Raw genomic sequence first — 20,787 nt, forward strand, 5'->3', positions numbered from 1 at the left:
TGGTTCGCCATCGTTTGAAATGCAGAATTAAGGGTGATTGGCTAAGGTCATCTTGCGAACCAAACGGAAGAATTCGTCAGATTCCTCTTCCGTCAAACAAGAGAAGAAATCTTGCTTGAGGTTAGTCATGATGCGGTCCACTTTGCGGACCGCTTCAGCCCCTTCTTTGGTCAGCGTCAGAATCTTTAATCTCTGATTAGTTTCACACTTAGATACTTGAACAAAGCCCCGTTTTTCTAAGTTATCCACCATACGTTTTGCTACGCTTCGCTCCGTTAGAACCGCATCCGCCAACTCTTGCTGGCTCATCGGTTGAAACTCTTCTAACGCCGCCAACGCACTCGCCATTTCCAACGTCATTAAGTCCTGACGCGATAGCTCTGCTTGGGCACGATTACGGAAGGTTCGGTTCATCACGCTGCACACAAACATCGGGCTTTGATCCAACACGGATATCGGAGAAATCTTCTGATCTTTCATACTTGCCTATTCTACTTTCGGCTTTGTTTTCATTTGGATAGTACTGCGTTTACAAGAGATTCCCGACTACGCTCCTTCGTCGCTTTCGGGAATGACGCGTTGTTGAGCTAAATGCACAATTCAATATTCAGAGCATTCCAATGAGCCTCAGAGCCCGCACGTCTGTCATCCTCAAGAGCGAGGGACGAGCGAGTTGGGGATCTCTTTCAACACTCAAATCTCGGTCATTCCGACGAGCCTAGGCGAGATCAGGAATCTAATTGCCACACGCTCTCACTCAATATTTCACATCAAGTTACAGCACTCGGTGAGCAGATTCTGAATCATGCTCGTCCCTCGCTGTTCAGAATGACGTAAAAATTAAACCTCAAACGCAAACTATCCAATTGAATCCAAAAATAAAGGACGCCGAAGCGCCCTTTTCTTGTACTTATTAGCAATAGTATAACTTAGTCTTTAGCGCTAAGTCCTACTCTTGGCTTGCCGTCGGCTGTGAAGTAGATTCCACTTGCTCTTTTTGTGCTTCTTTTCTTGCGCGGCGGTCGAACAAACGCTCAACCACAACGAAGAACACAGGCACGAAGAAGATACCAAGCAAGGTCGCACTTACCATACCACCAAGTACGCCCGTACCTACCGCGTTCTGACCTGCAGAGCCTACGCCCGCACTGATCGCTAGCGGCACTACACCAAGACCAAACGCAAGCGAGGTCATGATGATAGGACGAAGACGAACACGCACCGCATGCAGCGTTGCTTCAATCAAGCCCGCGCCTTTCTCGTAGTATTCCTTGGCGAATTCGACGATAAGGATCGCGTTCTTCGTTGCCAGACCAACAGTGGTCAACAGGCTTACTTGGAAGAATACGTCGTTATCCATACCGCGAGTCATGACCGCAAGTACCGCACCTAGTACACCTAGAGGTACAACAAGCACAACCGCGAATGGTACTGACCAGCTCTCATAAAGTGCTGCTAGTACAAGGAAGACAACCAGAATCGACAGCGCGTAAAGCATTGGTGCTTGGTTACCAGACAGACGTTCCTCGTAAGAGATGCCGTTCCAGTTCACCGTAAAGCCAGGAGGCAGTTTTTCTACCATGGCTTCGATTTCTGCCATCGCTTCACCAGTACTTACACCCGGAGCCGCACCACCTTGGATGTTCATCGCAGGTAGACCGTTAAAGCGTTGCAATAGCGGAGAACCGTAAGTCCACTCACCCGTTGCAAATGCCGAGAATGGCACCATCTCGCCTTGTGAGTTACGCACGTACCATGAGTCGAAGTCTTTCGGTTGCATACGGTGTTCTGCGTCACTCTGCACCATTACCTTCTTCACGCGTCCGCGATCGATGTAATCGTTGATGTATGCACCACCCCATGCCGAAGCTAGGATTTGGTTTACATCATTAATGCTCACATCCAGCGCACGCAATTTCACGTGGTCGATATGAACTTGGTACATCGGCGCATCTGCTTGACCATTTGGACGCACACCCACCAGTTTCGGGTTTTGTGCTGCCATACCTAGGATTTGGTATTGAGCCGCTACAAGCGCTTCATGACCGTTACCGGTTGAGTCTTGTAGGTAGAAGTCGAAACCGGTCGCGTTACCCAACTCTTGAATCGCTGGTGGTGCAAACGCAAACACCATTGCTTCTTTAATCGTTGAGAAGTAACCCATCGCACGACCTGTCAGCGAAGCCGCATCCGAACCCGGCGCTTCACGCTCTGACCAATCTTTCAGACCGATAAACGCCATACCCATGTTCTGACCTTGACCCGCGAAGCTGAAGCCCGCTACCGAGAACACTGACGCAACGTTGTCTTTCTCTTCTTCTAGGAAGTAGTTACGGACTTTTTCTAGTGTCTTTTCAGTCTGCTCTTGAGTCGAGTTCGGTGGCAAGATTGCCATGGAGAACACGGTACCTTGGTCTTCATCCGGTAGGAACGACGTCGGTAGGTTCATGAACAACCAACCTGCGCCCGCACTCATTGCCGCGAACACCAACAGCATGCGACCGGTGCGTTTTAGCATTTTCGCTACGCCCGCTTCGTAACCCGCCGTTGCCGCATCAAACTTACGGTTGAACCAGCCAAAGAAGCCTTTCTTATCCGAAAATTCCGCATCACCTTTTTTCAGCAAGCTCGCACAAAGTGCCGGAGTAAGAATGATCGCCACCAATACCGAGAGCGTCATCGCCGCTACGATGGTGATAGAGAACTGACGGTAGATAACGCCGGTTGAGCCAGACATGAACGCCATCGGTACGAATACCGCAGACAACGTCAAACCAACGCCCACTAGCGCGCCAGTAATCTGCCCCATTGACTTCTTGGTTGCTTCTTTTGGATCGAGACCGTCCTCGTGCATTACACGTTCCACGTTCTCAACCACAACGATCGCATCGTCCACCAGCAAGCCGATTGCCAGAACCATCGCAAACATGGTTAAGGTGTTGACACTAAAGCCCGTCGCGTACAAGACAGCAAACGTACCTAGCAATACAACCGGAACCGCAATCGTTGGGATGATCGTCGCACGGAAGTTCTGCAAGAACAGATACATGATCAAAAATACCAACACGATTGCTTCAAGCAGTGTCTTGATTACTTCCTTGATCGACGCATCTACGAATGGCGTTGTCTCAAACGGGTAAGCGATCTTTAAGCCATCTGGGAAAGTCGCACTCAGCTGACCAAGACGTTCTTTTACTGCTTCTGCCGTTTCTAGCGCGTTAGCGCCAGTACCGAGAGAGATACCAAGACCTGCCGCTGGGAAGCCGTTGTACTGACCTTTGATGTCGTAGCTTTCTGCACCGCGCTCAACACGCGCCACGTCTTTCAGGTAAACATTCGAACCGTTCGCTTCTGATTTCAGAATGATGTTTCTGAATTCAGCCACGCTGGTTAGACGGCTTGCTGAAGAAATGGTCGCGTTAAGCAACTGACCAGACTGAGCAGGTGCTGCACCTAATTGACCAGAGGAAACCTGTGCATTCTGCTCACGAATCGCGTTCGCAACGTCAATTGCTGTTAGGTTGAACTGAGTCAGTTTGAATGGGTCTAGCCAAACGCGCATTGCGTATTGAGAACCAAACGCTTGCACTTGACCTACACCCGTAACACGGCTGATCGGATCTTGAATATTGGTAACCACAAAGTCGCCAATGTCGTTTTCTGTGAATTCAGGGTCTTCAGAGTAAACCGCCACAACCATCAAGAATGAGGTGTTGGATTTGTTTACGATGATACCTTGGCTTTGTACTTCCATCGGAAGTGACGTCATCGCCAATTGCAGTTTGTTCTGCACCTGAACTTGCGCGATATCTGGATCCGCTTCGCTATCAAACGTCAGCGTAATGGTCGCGTTACCAAACGCATCACTGCTTGAGTTTAGGTAGCGTAGGTAGTCCAGACCCGTCATGTTTTGCTCGATAACCTGAGTCACTGAGTCTTCTACGGTTTTCGCAGAAGCACCAGGGTAACGGGCATTGATTGAGATCGTGGTCGGTGAAATCGTCGGGTATTGAGAAACCGGCAAGTTGAACAGGGACATTACGCCCGCCAACATAGTCAGAATCGCAAGAACCCAAGCAAATACCGGACGATCGATAAAGAATCGTGCCATGATTATGCCTGCTCACCTGATTGAATGGTCACTGGGTTACCCGGTTGGATCATCTGTAGACCTGTTGTGATGACTTTATCACCCACTTTCAGACCGTCAGTGATGCGCCATTGATTACCAATAGACTCAGCCGTTGTTACCGGAGTGATTGTTACTTTGTTGTCTTCACCTACCGTCATTACTGAGGCTTTACCCGTTGCGTCTCGCGTTACTGTGTTTTGTGGGATAAGAATCGCAACAGGGTCCACACCAACCGTTACCGTCGCACGCACGAACATACCCGGTAGCAACAAGCCATCTGGGTTCGCGAATTCTGCACGTAGCGTTACGCTGCCCGTGCTTTCATCTACGTTCACTTCAGTAAACTTCATTGCACCTTTGTGCGCGTATGTCGAACCATCTTCGAGTGTCAGCGTGACTTGAGCAGTCTCATCTTTTTGCAAGTGACCTTGTGACATCGCTGCTTTCAAACGAAGTAGTTGAGCAGAAGATTGCACGATATCAACATTGATTGGGTCTAGCTGTTGGATAGTCGTCAGCGTCGCTGCTTGGTTCGCAGTAACAAGTGCACCCGCCGTCACGTTTGACTTGCTGATCACACCACTGATTGGCGCTTTCACTTGTGCGTAAGACAAATTGATCTTCGCTGTGTTGATCTTCGCTTTCGCGACTAACACTTGCGCTTTCGCTTCTTTATAAGCCGCTTCTGCTTCGTCCAATGCTTGTTGGCTGATCGACTTTTTAGTGATCAATGCACGGTAACGACGCACTGTTGAGTACGTTGATTCTTCCGATGCTTGCGCACGGATCAGTTCCGCCTCTGCACTCAATAAATCAGCTTGGAAAGTAGAATCATCAATCTGGTATAGCGATTGGCCTTTCTCTACCACACCACCTTCAACAAAATTACGCTCAGAAATAATACCCGTTACTTGTGGGCGAACTTCTGCTTCTTTAAATGCGCGGCTACGACCAGGCAATTCCACCGTTAGCGCTTGGCGAACCGGTTCAACTGTCATGACAGTCACTTCCGGTGTTGGCGCGGGACCACCTTGTGCTTGTCCATCTTGACTCTGTTCACATCCAGCCAAAATTAAGCTCGACGCAATCAGAAGTGATAGCGTGGTTCTACGTCTCATGAAACTTCTCTCTTCCTAAATAAAAACAGTGACCCAATAAAAAGTCAGCAAATATTATTCGGGATGATAATTACTCAATGTTGTACATACAACAAAATTTACCGCTCTTTACGATAGACAAAAATATTTGCTCTAAAGCTGTTATTGATCTCTCAATTTGAACGCATTTATGTTGGAAAAATAAATTTTCTGTGAGCAATCGAAAACAGATTTTTCACAATAGAAACAAGAAAAAAGAGTGGACAAAGCGAGAGAAATCGTGACAAAGCAAAGTATTTTGGAGGACGCGTTGCTGCTACGAAGAAAAAGAAAGTTTATTAAATATCGTGAAAATAAGTGAAAACACAAGAATTTACACTCGCATAACATTTAATCACCAGTTGAACATTTAGAGCGCGCTTTGATTAAATAAATTGCAAATATAGGCGTTGATTTCCGTATTCATTACCCTATAATTCGCTCCCCTAAAACAGCCTGATATACGAAATAAGTTGGTTATGAAAAACAACAATAGAATAGTATTAGGGAAATTCACATGGGACAGGACGACTCACTATTTACAGCTATCCCCTTTGAATGGCACAGCAGAAGAACAAGAAACGGTTAAGCTGACGAATAAACAAAAAGCGTTATTGAACTGCCTTGTTGATGCGTATCCAAACACGATCAGCAATAAAGAGATTATTCAGCAGGTTTGGGGCTATGAGCATATCTCACAAGAGAGCTTGCCGCAGCTGATTAATCGCACTCGACGAACGTTAGAAGATTACGAAAAAACCATCCTGGTTAATACCCCTGGGGTTGGCTATTCCCTCAGTTTTGAATTTGCTCCAGAAGAGCCAGTTTCACAGCCAATTACCAAACCAGAAGAGTGCGAGCTCAAACCAGTCAGCAAGCAAAACGCAAAACTATGGAATGCGCTTTTTATAGTCATGCTGTTAGTGACGCTGTTTAATCTTTATGAAACGGCGAAAGCGCTGTATTACAAGCACGACTTTGAACAAGTGCTAAAAGCCAAAGTTTACCCAGAAATAAAACGTTCCGATGACGGAAAAACGGTAGTGACAATTAACAACCATGAATGCATTTATCACAAAGATCAGCTTTTACTTCAATGCCCATAAATTCAAAGTGTTGATAGCATTGGTTGTGTTCAACGGCATTCTCTTGTTCACGGCACACCAGTCAAAAGTTCAACTGTTTGGCAAAGTAGAAGCGATGCAATACAGGTGGACGACCTATACTAGGCTCAATAAAGATCACATTGAGACCCATAATCACTACTCACCTATCGGTGGTGCTGTGACAGAGTATCAATCGCTTGACTATCAATATGAATATTCAAAATCTAAGGGAAACGAATACATTGTATTGAGCTATGAAAAGCCAGTGACCATGCGCCATAATCGTATCTACTATCTAGATGAACAATGCAGTTTGCTCTTTTTCGGCAGAGCAGAGAGAACTCTAAAGAATATGACGCTCCGCTGCTTATACTGATGTTTACCGCTTCTGAAGAAACTTATAAAAAGGCACCTTTGATGATCAAAGGTGCCTTTTTCATTTCAGGTAGAGCGTAATGGGTATAACGCTGTCTTATACGCGGAACTGGCTGACTTGCTTGTCTAGCTGTTGTGTCTGTTCAGACAACATAGACAATGACTGTTGCGCTTGGCTTACTACATCCACAATCGACGTACTGCTGTCTGCGATACCTTGAACGTTGCTGTTTACTTCATCACTCACTGAGCTTTGTTGGCCCGCAGCTGTCGCAATGTGCGTGTTCATCTCGTTCATACGTGCGATCGCGTTTAGGATTTCAGCCAACGACTCTGTCGCTAAACCTGCCGATTGAATGGTGTCTTCGCTGCTGGTTTTACTGCCCTGCATCACTTCCACCGCCTGAGCAGCACCTGCTTGCAGCTTCTCAATCATGGCTTGGATCTCGCCCGTGCTCTTTTGCGTTCGGCTCGCTAGGGAGCGAACTTCATCTGCCACGACAGCAAAACCACGACCTTGCTCACCAGCACGCGCTGCTTCAATCGCCGCGTTTAATGCCAGCAAGTTAGTCTGCTCTGCAATACCACGGATAACGTCCAATACCGAAGCAATATTGCTCACATCGTTATCCAAGGTGTTGATGACTTGGCTTGCGCTTTCAATCTCACCCGCTAGGTCGCGAATAGCACCCACAGTTTGCTCCAAAATGATATTAGTATTCGACAGCTCTTCGTTCGCCGTTTGACTCGCCAATGCTGCTTCTGTCGCACTGTCGCTAACATTACGACTGGTTACTTGCATCTCGTGTACTGCTGCAGCAACGGCTTCACTATCACGCTGTTGGCCAACAGTTGAATCTGCGATGGTCGAAGTCAGTGAGTTTAGGTTGTTCATCTCTTGGCGCAACGTATTAGCGCTTTTCACCACTTGTGACACCGTCGCTTGGATCTTAGTCACGAACTGGTTGAAGCCACCAGCAAGCTGACCAATTTCATCTTGAGAATTGATGCTAATGCGTTGACTTAGATCGCCTTCGCCGGAAGCAATTTGCACCATCGCCTCTTTAATATCATTGATTGGTTTAACTACCGTTTTAAGTAGCAATATGACCATACCAAGTGCAGCGATAATCACGATCGCGATACCTGATTCTAGAATAATCTCAGCTCGAAGCGCTGCCGCTGAAATGTCAGATTTCAACTCGCTTTGTTTTGCTTCGATGCCATCTTTTACGACATTAAGCTGCTCGCGTACCGCACTAAACTGATCTTCAAATAAAACTTTGTTAGATTCGTAATAATTCAACCACTGTGCTTGTGGTTTGTTAATCATATCGTCATAACTTTGTAGCCATTGCTCACCCGTCGTGACCAACTTTTGTACTTCGCTACCATGGCTGCGAGGCATTACACCCTCATTAGAAAGAGACATGACTTTTTTCATTCGAGGTAATGCTTTGTATGCGTTGTCTTTGTACTCAAATAGGTGGTGATCGATCTCCGCTTGAGTCTTCGCTAGCGCTAAACCCTGAATTGCAGAAGTCGCTTGATACAGGTCGCGATATGCATCTTCAATAGTAAACAAGCTCGGGGTTACTTGTTCATTCAGTGTTTTGGTCAGTTCAGTTTGCTTCCACATTGTTACGACATTCAGTACTGAGCTAATAACCAGTAATGCAATCATCAAAGACAATGGAAGAACGATCTTCTGCTTGATAGACAGGTTGTTGAACATGAATAGATACCTTTGTTTTATTGTTCAAATCACCACCGAGTTTATCAAACAAAAGGCGTATAAAATTGTTTATACGGTTCAACGTCCTCTAATAATTTTTGTCTTTACGACTAATATTTTAGATTCAACAAATAACTGATTTATTGGACGATTTTTCTAGGAAGCAAGGTCACATAACTTCAATCGGTACAGTTCGATATACCTTGGTTAGATTGGAACATTTCCATCATGGGTTCGATTTGAACGTTACCCCATACAACAAAGCCAAAGCACAATAAGGGGAACAACAGATGAATAAGGGATTTAAGCGTGCCAAGTTTGCCGCGTTGAATCGCTGTGGGTCTGAATACCTTGACGCCTTTTGGTGGGAACTGACCTTCGATCAAACCACGTACGCCAAGTGGCAACATCAATACCGCAGCAAGTAAAAACACGGACAGTGGCATCCAAAAGAACAGTATGTGAACCAAAAGTTCTAAGCCTGACATACCGAACATTTGATAACATTCCGGCGCTTCGACGACTGCTTGCAGAAAAGGCTCTCCCTTAAGCTTAAACAGCACACCAGCTAGAAGACCAAATACGCCAGCGATCGCGACTCTGATGATCTTTTCTTTTTTGCTGTACTGCGGCGCGTATTCCTTCATGCCCTTTCCTATCATGATAAAAACCGAGAAAGTCAGCTTAAGAATGGCACGCCAGAACGCAAATGTGCGCGTGGCTTTTGGGACGCACAATGGCGAATAATGAAACAGAAAGAAAACAGCCTCAATATCGCTATTGAGGCTGTTAGAAAGTTCATGAGTCCGGTTTAATCGTCGAACAACAAGTTGATTGCAATTGCCATCAAAACTAAGCCTGAGATTGGCAGCAAGACACCTAATGGTGAGCGCTCGATGTAAGGCAAGTTTTCCGCAATCAATAAACCCCACTCAGGTTCTGGTGGCTTAACGCCAAGTCCGATAAAACTCAGAGAAGTCAGGCTAAGCGTAATGTATGGCAAACGCAGAAACGCATGACGAATCAATGGCGGCAGCACGTAAGGCAACAAGTAATAACGGAGTACTCGCCACTGACTGGTTCCCCAAATGGGCGCAAGATGCGTGTAAGGCTGCGCTTTGGCTTCCATCAACAAACTTGCACAGTGCGCTGCTAATGGTGCCCACGACACCATAACAATCGCAATCAAGGCACTATTTGGATTCATCCCCGTTAGACCAGCAATCAGCAGACCCGCCACAATGTATGGCACACCTTTGGTGATCTCAATTAAGCCTTGGCTATAACGAGTCACAAAGCCGAGCAGCAAACCAATAACCAAACTTAGGAACGTTGCGATGATGCCCATTTTGATTGTCGACATCATACCGCCGCCAACACGAGCAAGCAGATCTCGACCAACAGCGTCGGCACCAAACGGTGCTGCTAAGCTTGGCGATTCAAGGCGGGTAAATTGGATGGTGTAAGGATCGCGCATTAACGCCCATCCTGCACAACCAATCAGCAAGGCAAAGATTGTGGCACTGACGATGCGTTTTGTGGTGCTTTGGGTAAAACGGAGCGTACTGTGACTGCTGATCAGTTTGCCACTTGTGACACTGTGCCCGAGTAACCAGCGTTGCAATAAGATGCTCGCACTGCTGATCAACATCGAGAACACCAGCAACACCAACAAGCCACCTTGCAGCATCGGCAGATCTTGTGACTTCGCTGCGCCTAAGATTAGTCGTCCGATACCCGGAATGGAAAACACCTGTTCCACAGCAACCGCGCCGCCGGTCAAACCAATCACCGTCATTGCGATTTGAGGGATCAAGTTACTAACGGCACGCCACAAGGCAAAGCGTAAGATTTGAAACTTACTGACGTTTGCCGATAGCCAAGTGATCACCCAAGGCTCATCTAATACACGCTTGAGGCTGTCATTGAGCAAGCGCCCGAACAAGCCAGCAGCAGGCAATGCCATTGCCAGACTTGGTAGCCAAAGGTTTTGCACGCCTTGCCAGCCATAAGGCGGGAACCAGCCCAACCAAATGGAAAACACCATGATCAGCAGTGAAGCAATCACGTATTCAGGCAATGAAACCAACACCGAACTGAGTGTGTCATGATGTTTGTCTAAACGATTCTGTTGCCAACGACGCACAGTGTAAAGCACGCTCGCCATGCACATTACAAATGCCATGCCTAGCGCTGTAAGCATCAGTAATAGTGACGTTTTTGCAGTTTGTTGAACGCTCTCCATCACGGATGCGCCGCTCACCCAAGAGACACCCAAGTCACCTTGCATGGCAAGCGTCAACCAATCCCACAGTCGCTCAGCAGCGCTGCGGTCAAGTTGAAGATCTTCTCGAATTGCTTGCAGAGCTTCTGCCGTCAGCAATTGTTGAGCACCCGCACGAGCACGGAGGATTGATTGGCTTGGATCGATACCTGCAATATCCGGCATCAAACCCACCAGCACAACCACTACCCCGAGTGACAGGAAGCGCGACAAAAACCGCGTAAACCATTCAGGCATACAAGCGCTCCAACGAGAGCGCATGTTGGCAACAGACGACATCGAGTTAGTTTACCTCAGTAAACTGGTCGATCAGGCGACGCTCGCGTGGGTCACGTTGTGCATTCTTCACGCGGTCACTCTCACCTTGGATTACTCGCTCGTGCAGCAGTGGAATCACAGCGTATTGCTCAAGGATTTTGCTTTCTGCTTCGATGATCGCTTGTTGGCGTTTCTCACCCAAAGGCTGACGATCAGCGTGTTTCAATGCTGCGTCCACTTCTTCAGAGCAGAACTGACCTAGGTTGTAAGAACCTTTACAGCTAAAGTCACTTTGCATGTACGCGACTGGATCACCAGAATCCAGCACCGTTGCACGTGACAACAAGAACGCATCGAACTTACCTGCTAGTGCATCGTTTTCGATTTGTGCGTATTCACGAACGTCTAGCTCAACCACAAAGCCAGCCGCTTCAAGTTGTTGCTTTAGTAGCACCGCCACTTCTGGCAACTCTGCACGGTCGGTAAACGTACCAATGGTGATCTTCTCACCATTCGCGTGGCGCATTTCCATAGTTTCCATACGAGGGTTCGCATCACGAATTGGTTGAGCCCATGCCAATGCAGGACCTAACAAACCTTTCGCTGAGTCGGCGTGGTTCTCGTAAACCGTTTTGATGATTTGCTCACGGTTAACCGCTTGAGCCGCTGCTTTACGCAAACCGAACTGGCTAAACACATCTGATTTATTGTTTAGGTAAAGCGTGTTGGTACGTGGCATGGCGACTTCGTGCAGCTGTGAAGATTCCATCATCGCGATTTGCGAAACAGGAACCGCTTCAACTACATCCGCCTCACCGGTACGCAGTGCCGCAGCACGCGCAAAACCGTTTGGTACGTATTCAGCAAAGATGCTGTCTACTTTTGCTTTTTCGCCCCAATAACCGTCAAAACGCTTCAGTTTCGCGCTGGTTGTACCGTTGATTTCTGTCAGAACGAATGGACCGGTACCCGCATTGATTGGCACAACGCGACCGTTGTCTTGATATGCAGCAACAGAAAGGATCGCTAGCTGTGGGCTAGATAGACGGCTTGGCAACAATGGATCGTTAAAGGTCGTTTTGATTTCAACAGTGAAGTCGTCCAATGCGCGAACTTGCCATTCGATACCGTCCAAGATGCGTGGTTTAGGTGCGGCATCTAATGCTTTTTGCAGAGAGTTCACGACCGCGTTGGCATCAAGCTCAGAGCCATCGTGGAATTTCACGCCTTTACGTACCTTAAATTGCCACGTCATCGGGTCAACTTGTTCCCACTCTGTTGCCAGCATAGGCTCTGCTACCGACTGATCGTTTAAGTTCACCAGCGTTTCTGCCGTGCTCCAACGTGACAGTTTGAACGCGTCATCTGAAAGTGGCGACAAACCTGTGCGTGGTGGTTGCATCATGGCAACGCGAATTTCCGTTGCTTGCGGAGCTGCTGCTTTTTCCGCTTCTGGCTTGCTTTCGCCAGAGTCAAAACAACCCGTCAGCAGTGCGCTTAAAGCCAGCGACAAAGCTAACTTGGGAGTACTAAGGTGCATAAGAAACCTCTCCAATGGTTTTTGTGAATTCATTACTTTTGTGTTGAGCGCTCATCAAGGCTCTCGTGATCAAGTGCGATGGGTTATTTGTCACGTTCTGTGCTGTGCCGTGCTCGACAACGCGTCCTTTGTCTAACACTAGGATTTCATCGCATAGGGTTTGTGCCGCATCGAGGTCATGTGTCACCAAAATCAGGCGCATCTGACGACTCTTTTGAATGCCTGCCAACAAGTCGAGAATCTGTTTACGACTGACGGGATCTAGGCTGCTGGTTGGCTCATCCGCAACCAACACGCAAGGCTCGACAATCAAAGCTCTGGCGATAGCCACACGTTGGGCTTGCCCAACTGATAATTGCAGCGGGTTACGATCCAACAATGTGAGATCCAAACCGACATCCACCAAGACCTTTTCCACCTTCTCGTTAAGCTCTTGCGTTAAACCAATATTGCTTAGCGGCTCCAGTAAGATCTGGCGAACGGTGTAGTACGGATTCAAGCTAGACTGCGGCTCTTGCGGGATCAGCTGAATGTGCTGACATAACTCTTGTCGCTGCTTAGCCGAGCTACGCGATAACTGATAACCACACACATACACTTCACCAGATGTGGGTTTACGAAGACCAAACAGAAGTTCAATCAAGGTCGATTTACCCGCACCAGAAGGACCAACAATCGCAATGTTCTTTGTGTCGATGGCAAGATCCAATTGTTCGAGCGCTTTAAACGGTTTGCCCCCTAACCAACTTGGTTTGGAGTAATAGTGAACACTGGCTTGCTCAAAGCGAACTTCCGCCGATTTAGGCTGCGTGTGCCCGCTCAAGTTGTGCTTAGTCAAAATAGGCTCCAGAGATGAGGTTAAGGCAGCAGTTGCGCAAGTTGTTGGCAGAAAGGATGCGAACTTTGCTGAATAGCTTGCCATGGCGCTCCATAGGCCACCATGGTGTTGTCCGCAATCACCAAGACTTTTTCACACGCCAAAGCCGCAGACAGATCGTGCGTGATCAACAAACCACTGATGTTGCGTTGCTGAACACTGCTGCGGAACAACTCAAGGATCTCCGCTTCGGTGATTGGATCGAGCGCACTGGTGGGCTCATCAGCGATGATCAAGTTGGCACTACCAAGCAACGCAATCGCAATACAAATACGCTGGCGCTGACCACCAGATAACTGGCTTGGATGCTGCGCCAATGCTGCTTTTGGATCTGCAAATCCGAGTTGAGACAACAAGGCTGTCACCGTATCTCGGTTTGCTGAAGACAAGCGCGTTTTGTTGCCCGTCAATGCCAAACACAGTTGTTGTTCGACAGACGCCAATGGGTTCAGCGCTTTAAGTGCATCTTGGAAAATGACCGCGGGGCGCTGCGGTTGACTACGTTGCAGCATGGCAGTTTGTGCGACCTCACTGCTGTTAAGCTGGATACTTCCGTCTACCCAAATATCAGACGGCAAAAAACCTGCGACGGCTTTCGACAACATGGATTTACCAATGCCGGAAGGTCCCATAATGGCAAGAACTTCACCTTGAAACAGCTCAAAAGAAATGTCTTTGAAGAGTGTACGTTCTGAGTCTGTAAGGCTGAGATTATTAACGGAGAGTATTGGTTGAGAAATCACGACATCAAACTAAATGTAACAATATAACATAACGATAGTATCACGCAGGCCTGAGCAAGAAAACAACTCAGAGGGGTTATTTCATCACCTTTTTCACGCTTTTATCAGCAAGGGCAGATGGCTCCGCCCTTGCGATAAAAAATCGCAATAAAACCGATTGTAAAAACGTGAATTACTGACACTTTTGTTTTACTTGATCGAGGTACGGGAACAAGAAGACAAAGCGCCCAACGTAGAACAAAGTGAATGCCAGCCACAAACCGTGATTGCCCCAATATTGCACCGCAATAAATTGAGTCACTAAGAACAACACCATGGTTAAGAAGGTAGAGTTACGAACTGGTCGCGTCGTACCTGTACCGGTAAAGATGCCGTAAAACGTCAGACCAAAACCAGAAACCAACGGGAATGCCAATAACCAAGGGCTCATCTCCAAATACAGCTCAACAAGGTTTGGCAAAGTGGTAAATAACGACACCACTTGGTGTTTGAACAGCACCAACAGCAAGGTCAATACAACAACGAACGCCGCGGTCCATTGCGTGTTTAACTTAATCACGTTATCAAGCAATGTCGGATTCTTCTGCCCTACCGCTTTACCTGCAAAGACGCTCGACGCATTCGCCACACCATCGAACATGTAGCTGACGATGAAGGTTACTTGCATCAAGATTGCGTTCGCCGCGAGCACATCAGAGCCAAGCTGAGAGCCCACACGCGCGATCATGTTGAAGAACACCAATAGACACACAGTACGAAGCAGCAGATCCATATTGGAAGATGCGATAACTTTGAGATCTTTACGCGTCATGCTCGCTGTTTGAATGTAATCAAACAGCGGGAAGCGACAGGTTTTCAACACCAGCACCGCACCAATAACAAACGTCGAGATTTGCGCGATAAGTGTCGCTACCGCAACGCCAGCAATACCCATATCGAAGTACAACACAAAGACGATATCTAGCACGATGTTCAGCACGTTACCAAACACTTGCGTGAACAAGGTTTCTTTGGCTTTCGCCTGCCCCATTAACCAACCAATCACGGTGTAGTTCAGCAGTACAAACGGCGCACCAAAGATCATGATATCGAAGTAAATCTTAGCGTTTTCGGCCACGACTGCATCAGGGGAGATAATCAGCTCTGCCCCCATCCAAATCACGGACTGCAACGCAATGAAAATCAAGCCAAGGCAGAGCGAAAGCACGAAAGGACGGAATAAGCTGCTCGCTTGATCTTCTGGGCTATTTTTACCTAATGCGATTGCACTTTGCCCAGTAGTACTGACGCGGAAAAAACCAAACAGCCAATACAAGGTATTCATGATAACGGTGCCGATCGCCACACCACCAATCATCTCAGCCACACCGAGTTTACCGATCACCGCGGTATCCACCGCCCCCAATAATGGTTGGGTAACCGTAGAAACAATGAAAGGAAATGCGATTTTAAAATAGTCTTTATGAGTCAGGTTCATTCTTGGTTAAACTCAGTTTCAAATGGGATTTCTAGGTAGCCAGCGGCTTCTAGCAGTTCTTTCGTATATGGGTCGCGTACGTGCTTGAGATTACGCATGTCATCAACGCGTTCAACAATCTGACCGCCTTTGAAAAACATCAGACGATCACATAAGAAACTCGCTACCGCAATATCGTGAGTGATAAACAGGTATGAAATATTGCGTTCCTGTTTGAGCTTTTGTAGCAAGTCGAGGATCTGTACCTGAACCGACACATCAAGCGAACTTACCGCTTCATCAAGCAGGATGAATTTAGGGTTCGGTGCGACTGCACGCGCAATACAAACGCGCTGCAATTGACCGCCGCTCAATTGATGCGGGTATCGTTCCAGCATTTCTGCTTTTAGCCCCACTTCTTCGAGCAATTGAATTAATAAAGCTTCGCGCTGCGCTTTACTCATTGCTTCAGTAATCAGCGGTTCATTAATGATTTCACGCACGGTTAAGCGCGGGTTCACCGAGGTATTGTAATCTTGAAAGACCACACTGATGGCTTTGTGTGTCGGTAAGCTAGCAATCGCTTCACCTAGTACCACCTCACCACTGTCGGCAGATTCCAAGCCTAAAACAACTTTGCCCAAGGTGCTTTTTCCGCTGCCTGATTCACCAACGATACCGACACATTCGCCTTCATTTACGGTAATCGACACACCATTGAGTACATGCTGATAGCTTGGGAACAACCAACTGTCATCGTTTTTGAAAGCCTTAGTGACTTTTCGAACATCAATCAGCATTAGGCACTCTCCATCACAGATTTAAAACGATTAATCAACGCCATACGGGTATCAACTAAATAACGTGTGTGCTCGCTTTGTGGGTTGGTAAACACTTGCTTGGTGTCGCCATATTCCACGACCTTGCCTTGATTCATCACCATCACGTTATCGGCAATGTGCGAAACCAAACTTAAATCGTGACTGACGAAAATCAGGCTCGTGCCGAACTGCTCTCGCACAAATTGCAGCTCTTTGATGACCTCTCGTTGTGAGATGTAATCGATAGCTGTGGTTGGCTCATCGGCAATAATCAGCTTAGGTTTTAGCACCAAAGCCAGCGCTACCATGATGCGTTGCAGCATGCCGCCACTCAGCTCGTGCGGGTATTTCTTCAATAAAGATTGCACCGATTTTAAGTTCACTCGGGTAAGCACATCGCAGAATAACTCGGTCGCGCCTTTACTGCTCATCGCGGAGTGCTGTTTAATCGTCTCAACGGCTTGGTTACCAATCGTGAACAGCGGGTTGAACGCCGTCATTGGGCTTTGCATGATCATCGAGATTTTCTCACCACGCATTTGGCGGCGCTGCTTTTGCGGCATCGAGAATAAATCTTCGCCCTCAAAAATAGCCTCACCAGAGATGGTAAAGTGCTCGCCTAGCAAGCCGTTAATCGCATTACAAGTTAAGCTTTTGCCACTGCCCGACTCACCTAAAATGCCCAAACATTGGTCTTCTTTTAGGGTGAAGCTGACGTCAGAAACCAATTCACGATGAGTAGGTTTCTCCAATGTCACAGCAAGATTCTTCACTTCTAACATCATCGTTGCTCCGTTCTTGGGTCTAACACATCGCGCAGTGAGTCACCGAGCAAGTTACAACACGCTACCACTACCATAATCGCCGCGCCCGGAATCAGCATTTGTTCAGGGTTAGAGAACAGCACTTCTTTGGCATCACTAAGCATTGCCCCCCACTCTGGTGTCGGCGGTTGAATACCCAGTCCCAAGAAAGACAGGGTCGAAATACTTAGGATGATCCACCCCAAGTCCAAGGTAGCGAGAATGATGACCTCGGCAGCAATATTCGGTGCTAAATGCTTGCGGAAGATGAAGCTTTGCGGTGTTTTTACCGTGCGCGAATACATGATGTAGTTCTGATGATTAAACGCGATAACCGAGCTACGCACGATGCGTACATACCATGCAATCTTGGCAATGAAGTTCGCCACGATAATGTTAGTGATGCCTGGTCCCATGATACCGACGATGCTTAGCACGATGATTTCATAAGGAAAAGACAACATGACTTCACAGCCACGCATGATCAGAGCATCGACTTTGCCACGCACATAACCAGAAACAACACCAATAAAGCCACCGACCAAAGCGGTGATCACCATGGTCAGCAAGGAGTAGTAAAGCGTGGTGCGAATACCAAAAAGAAGGCGTGAGTAAATACAACGACCTAAATGGTCAGTGCCCAGCGGGTATTCCGCCGACATTGGCATCAAGGTGTTAATAACATCGGCTAAGTTTGGATCGTGCGGCGCAAGATAAGGCGCAAATGCCCCCATCAAACAAATCACGGTAAGAATAAACAAACAGGCGACAACGGTTTTGTTGCTAAAGAGGCGTTGCATCATTGGTTGTTACCTCCGGATTTCAGGCGAGGATCCACTACCGTATGTAAGATATCGATCAGTAAGTTCGATACCACGAACAAGCTGCCCATCACCAAGATGTAAGCTTGAATGATTGGGTAATCTCGATTGAAGATTGCTGCGAGTGCAAGACGCCCTAAACCCGGAATGGCGAAGATGCTTTCGATAACTACGGTTCCCGCGATCAATCGCACGATACCAATACCCAAAGCCGTCATAGAGGTTTGCAGCGAGTTCTTAAGAAGGTGTTTCCACACCACGCGATATTCAGGAATACCACGCGCTCGCGCATAAACCACGTAGTTATGATTCATCGAATCCAACATCGAGTTACGGATCAGACGAATGTACGTTGCCACATACGCCATACACAACGTAATCGATGGCAGAATAAAATGACTGAAGGTCGATGCGCCGCTGCTTGGCAGCCAGTACATGTAAATTGAGAAGAACCAAATCAGAATAAACGCGAGCCAGAAGTTTGGCATCGCTGTGCTGGCAAAGATAAACACTCGCACAATGCGATCAAACCAGTGGTCTTTATACACCGCACTGAGCACACCCATCGGAATACTCACACACACCAACAGAATCAGCGACAACCCAGCAAGCTTTAAAGTGTACGGGAAACTACGCGCCAACTCTTCAGACACGAGGCGGTTGGTGTTGGTGTAAGACACACCAAAGTCGCCTTGTAATGATGCCACCAGCCAATTGGCGTAACGCACCAAAAACGGTTTATCTAAACCAAGCTCTTGGCGGATCTCTTCAATCGCCTCTGGGCTTGGCGTCGTGTCGTTAACACGTAATGCAACTTCGGCAGGATCAGCGGGAATAATATTGACCAAGGCAAAAGCGATAAAGGAGACAAAGAAAAGTGTCACGCTTGCACTCAGTAGCCGCTTGATTATGTATTTCGCCATGCAGATACTTTCTCTACGTTTTAGTTAGAAAAGTAAAAAGACTGACACCCAATTCAGAGTGTCAGTCGTGATACTTTGGGTCAGTGTTTTGTCCACCGACGAGTGAGATTACTTAACAGACATACGTTGCAAAGGAATCTCAAATTGAGATGGGTTAAAGCCCACACCTTCTACACGCTTGTTGAAAATCGCACGGTTTTGCTCGTAGCTGATCGGGATGTAGATCGCTTGCTCGTGCAGTGTTTTCAATACGTAGGTGTAGTGCGCTTGGCGCTCGGTTTCATCAATCGCTTCTAGTGCTTCAAGGATGTTCTTATCGATTTCCGCTTTCTCAGGAATGCCCTGCTGCGCTGCGTAATCGCCGTAAACCGGTTTACGCATACCACCTAGGAACGATTGGGGATCGTAAGGTGTACCCCAAGAGATGTTGAACGATAGGTCAAAGTCACCTTGTTTCAAACGGTCACGGTGTGCCTGTTCTTCTTCACCAACAAGGTTCATTTTCAAACCCACTTTTGACCATTCACTTTGTAGGTATTGCGCGATAGTACGCTCAACCACCTTGTCACTGTCGTAAGAAAGCGTGATTTCAAAAGGCTTACCGTTAAGCTTGCGCACTTTGCCGTCTTTCTTCCAACCCGCTTCATCCAGCAGTTTTTCTGCTTGAGCAACGTCGTATTGGTATGGCGTCAGCTCGATGTTTGCGTAAGGTACGTTTTGCGCCAATAGCGTGTCTGCTGGTTGTTCAAGACCCAGCATAATGCGCTCAGCAATGATCGCTTTGTTGGTTAGATGGCTCAATGCTTGGCGAACACGCGTATCACTCAGGCTTTCACTCACTGAGTTCAGAATCAGCATACGTGTAGAAACCGGATCTGACAGGTTAGTACCAAAACGTGGATCTTTTTCAAACTGTTTGAATGATTGCGCACTGATCAACTGCAGACCGTAAACCATGTCCACCTCACCGCTGCGCAGTGACAACAGACGCGATTGGTTGTCAGGAATCACTTTCGCGATGATCTTGTCAACCTGAGGCTTTTCACCCCAGTAGTTTTCGTTGCGTTCAAACGTTGCACGTTGATCTACTACGTTGTCCGTTAGGACATAGCTACCCGTGCCGACGTAGCAATTAATGCCATCTTTGGTTGTGCCGTCTTTGAAACATTTTGGAGAAAGGAAACGAAACGGGCGAGTCACACCAAGCTCAACAAGGAATGGGTAGTAGGATTCAGCAAATTCAACTTCGATGGTGTTGTTGTCCACCACGCGAACACTCTCTTTACCAGACTTCTCGACTTCAACCATTAGACGAATCGACTCAAGCCAAGTGTGACGGTTTGCGTTATCTAACAATGCATCAAAGTTTGCCTTCACGACGTTAGCGTCAAACTTTGCACCATCAGAAAAAGTGACGTCATCGCGCAGTTTAAATGTGTAGGTTTTGCCGTCTTCTGACGTGCTCCAGCTGGTTGCTAACCAAGGTTCAAGAACGCCGTTTTCACCAAGGTGAACCAAACCTTCGAAGATTAGGTTTTGCGCAAAAATCTCACCGCCATAAAGATGCGGGTTAAGATCGCGAATGTCGCGGTAATTGGCAAACGTGAGCGTGCTCTCTTCTGCAAAAGCACTTTGAATGGGAAGAATGGCAGAAGCAGCTACCGCAACCGCGGCGATCAGTTTTTTAGACGGCATAAACAAAACCTTTAAATGTTAATGATAATTATTATCTTTAATTATATTAATACTACAATAAGGGCAATAATCATCAAGCCCT

General features: G+C 47.3%; 16 protein-coding genes. 1 reads left to right on the forward strand and 15 read right to left on the reverse strand.

What is annotated here, in order from left to right:
- Positions 1-27: 27 nt before the first annotated feature.
- From ATB76_RS07020 to ATB76_RS07030, 3 genes are all read right to left on the reverse strand, one after another.
- Positions 28-480: a MarR family transcriptional regulator gene (locus tag ATB76_RS07020; protein ID WP_010447350.1), complete on the reverse strand. Its 453-nt coding sequence runs from the start codon at positions 478-480 to the stop codon at positions 28-30.
- Positions 481-949: 469 nt separating this feature from the next.
- Positions 950-4,111 (reverse strand): efflux RND transporter permease subunit, encoded by a 3,162-nt coding sequence (locus tag ATB76_RS07025; RefSeq protein WP_061034948.1) that lies wholly within the window; start codon positions 4,109-4,111, stop codon positions 950-952.
- Positions 4,112-4,113: 2 nt separating this feature from the next.
- Positions 4,114-5,250: an efflux RND transporter periplasmic adaptor subunit gene (locus tag ATB76_RS07030; protein WP_038866953.1), complete on the reverse strand. Its 1,137-nt coding sequence runs from the start codon at positions 5,248-5,250 to the stop codon at positions 4,114-4,116.
- Between the two features lie 497 nt (positions 5,251-5,747).
- On the opposite strand from ATB76_RS07030, the gene ATB76_RS07035 reads away from it, so the two are divergent.
- Positions 5,748-6,374: a winged helix-turn-helix domain-containing protein gene (locus ATB76_RS07035; protein ID WP_038866951.1), complete on the forward strand. Its 627-nt coding sequence runs from the start codon at positions 5,748-5,750 to the stop codon at positions 6,372-6,374.
- A gap of 472 nt (positions 6,375-6,846) precedes the next feature.
- Here the strand turns inward: ATB76_RS07035 and ATB76_RS07045 are convergent, their stop codons facing one another.
- From ATB76_RS07045 to nikA, 12 genes are all read right to left on the reverse strand, one after another.
- Complete coding sequence (locus ATB76_RS07045; protein WP_038866947.1) at positions 6,847-8,484, reverse strand: methyl-accepting chemotaxis protein; 1,638 nt, start codon at positions 8,482-8,484, stop codon at positions 6,847-6,849.
- 179 nt (positions 8,485-8,663) lie between these two features.
- Complete coding sequence (locus ATB76_RS07050; protein ID WP_038866945.1) at positions 8,664-9,131, reverse strand: hypothetical protein; 468 nt, start codon at positions 9,129-9,131, stop codon at positions 8,664-8,666.
- A gap of 164 nt (positions 9,132-9,295) precedes the next feature.
- Complete coding sequence (locus ATB76_RS07055) at positions 9,296-11,005, reverse strand: ABC transporter permease subunit (protein WP_179946829.1); 1,710 nt, start codon at positions 11,003-11,005, stop codon at positions 9,296-9,298.
- 46 nt (positions 11,006-11,051) lie between these two features.
- Complete coding sequence (locus ATB76_RS07060) at positions 11,052-12,566, reverse strand: ABC transporter substrate-binding protein (protein WP_061034949.1); 1,515 nt, start codon at positions 12,564-12,566, stop codon at positions 11,052-11,054.
- Entirely contained in the window at positions 12,556-13,404 is an 849-nt protein-coding gene (locus ATB76_RS07065) for a dipeptide/oligopeptide/nickel ABC transporter ATP-binding protein (protein WP_038866941.1), read from the reverse strand. The genes ATB76_RS07060 and ATB76_RS07065 overlap by 11 nt, the downstream gene beginning before the upstream one ends.
- Before the next feature lie 20 nt (positions 13,405-13,424).
- Positions 13,425-14,186, reverse strand: a complete 762-nt coding sequence (locus tag ATB76_RS07070) for an ATP-binding cassette domain-containing protein (protein WP_081094897.1) — start codon at positions 14,184-14,186, stop codon at positions 13,425-13,427.
- Between the two features lie 172 nt (positions 14,187-14,358).
- Entirely contained in the window at positions 14,359-15,663 is a 1,305-nt protein-coding gene (locus ATB76_RS07075; protein WP_061034950.1) for an MATE family efflux transporter, read from the reverse strand.
- Positions 15,660-16,442, reverse strand: a complete 783-nt coding sequence (locus ATB76_RS07080; protein WP_038866936.1) for a dipeptide/oligopeptide/nickel ABC transporter ATP-binding protein — start codon at positions 16,440-16,442, stop codon at positions 15,660-15,662. The genes ATB76_RS07075 and ATB76_RS07080 overlap by 4 nt, the downstream gene beginning before the upstream one ends.
- A complete protein-coding gene (locus ATB76_RS07085; RefSeq protein ID WP_038866931.1) occupies positions 16,442-17,248 on the reverse strand; it encodes an ABC transporter ATP-binding protein in 807 nt (268 codons plus the stop codon). The genes ATB76_RS07080 and ATB76_RS07085 overlap by 1 nt, the downstream gene beginning before the upstream one ends.
- Positions 17,245-18,069: a nickel/cobalt ABC transporter permease gene (gene opp1C / locus ATB76_RS07090; protein ID WP_038866929.1), complete on the reverse strand. Its 825-nt coding sequence runs from the start codon at positions 18,067-18,069 to the stop codon at positions 17,245-17,247. The genes ATB76_RS07085 and opp1C overlap by 4 nt, the downstream gene beginning before the upstream one ends.
- Complete coding sequence (opp1B, locus tag ATB76_RS07095; RefSeq protein ID WP_038866927.1) at positions 18,066-19,010, reverse strand: nickel/cobalt ABC transporter permease; 945 nt, start codon at positions 19,008-19,010, stop codon at positions 18,066-18,068. Before opp1B ends, opp1C begins: the two co-directional genes overlap by 4 nt.
- Before the next feature lie 108 nt (positions 19,011-19,118).
- Complete coding sequence (nikA, locus tag ATB76_RS07100) at positions 19,119-20,705, reverse strand: nickel ABC transporter substrate-binding protein (protein WP_061034951.1); 1,587 nt, start codon at positions 20,703-20,705, stop codon at positions 19,119-19,121.
- Positions 20,706-20,787 lie beyond the last annotated feature (82 nt).

It is taken from the genome of Vibrio sp. MOR3 (genome assembly GCF_001557775.1).
GTDB classification, from domain to species: domain Bacteria; phylum Pseudomonadota; class Gammaproteobacteria; order Enterobacterales; family Vibrionaceae; genus Vibrio; species Vibrio jasicida.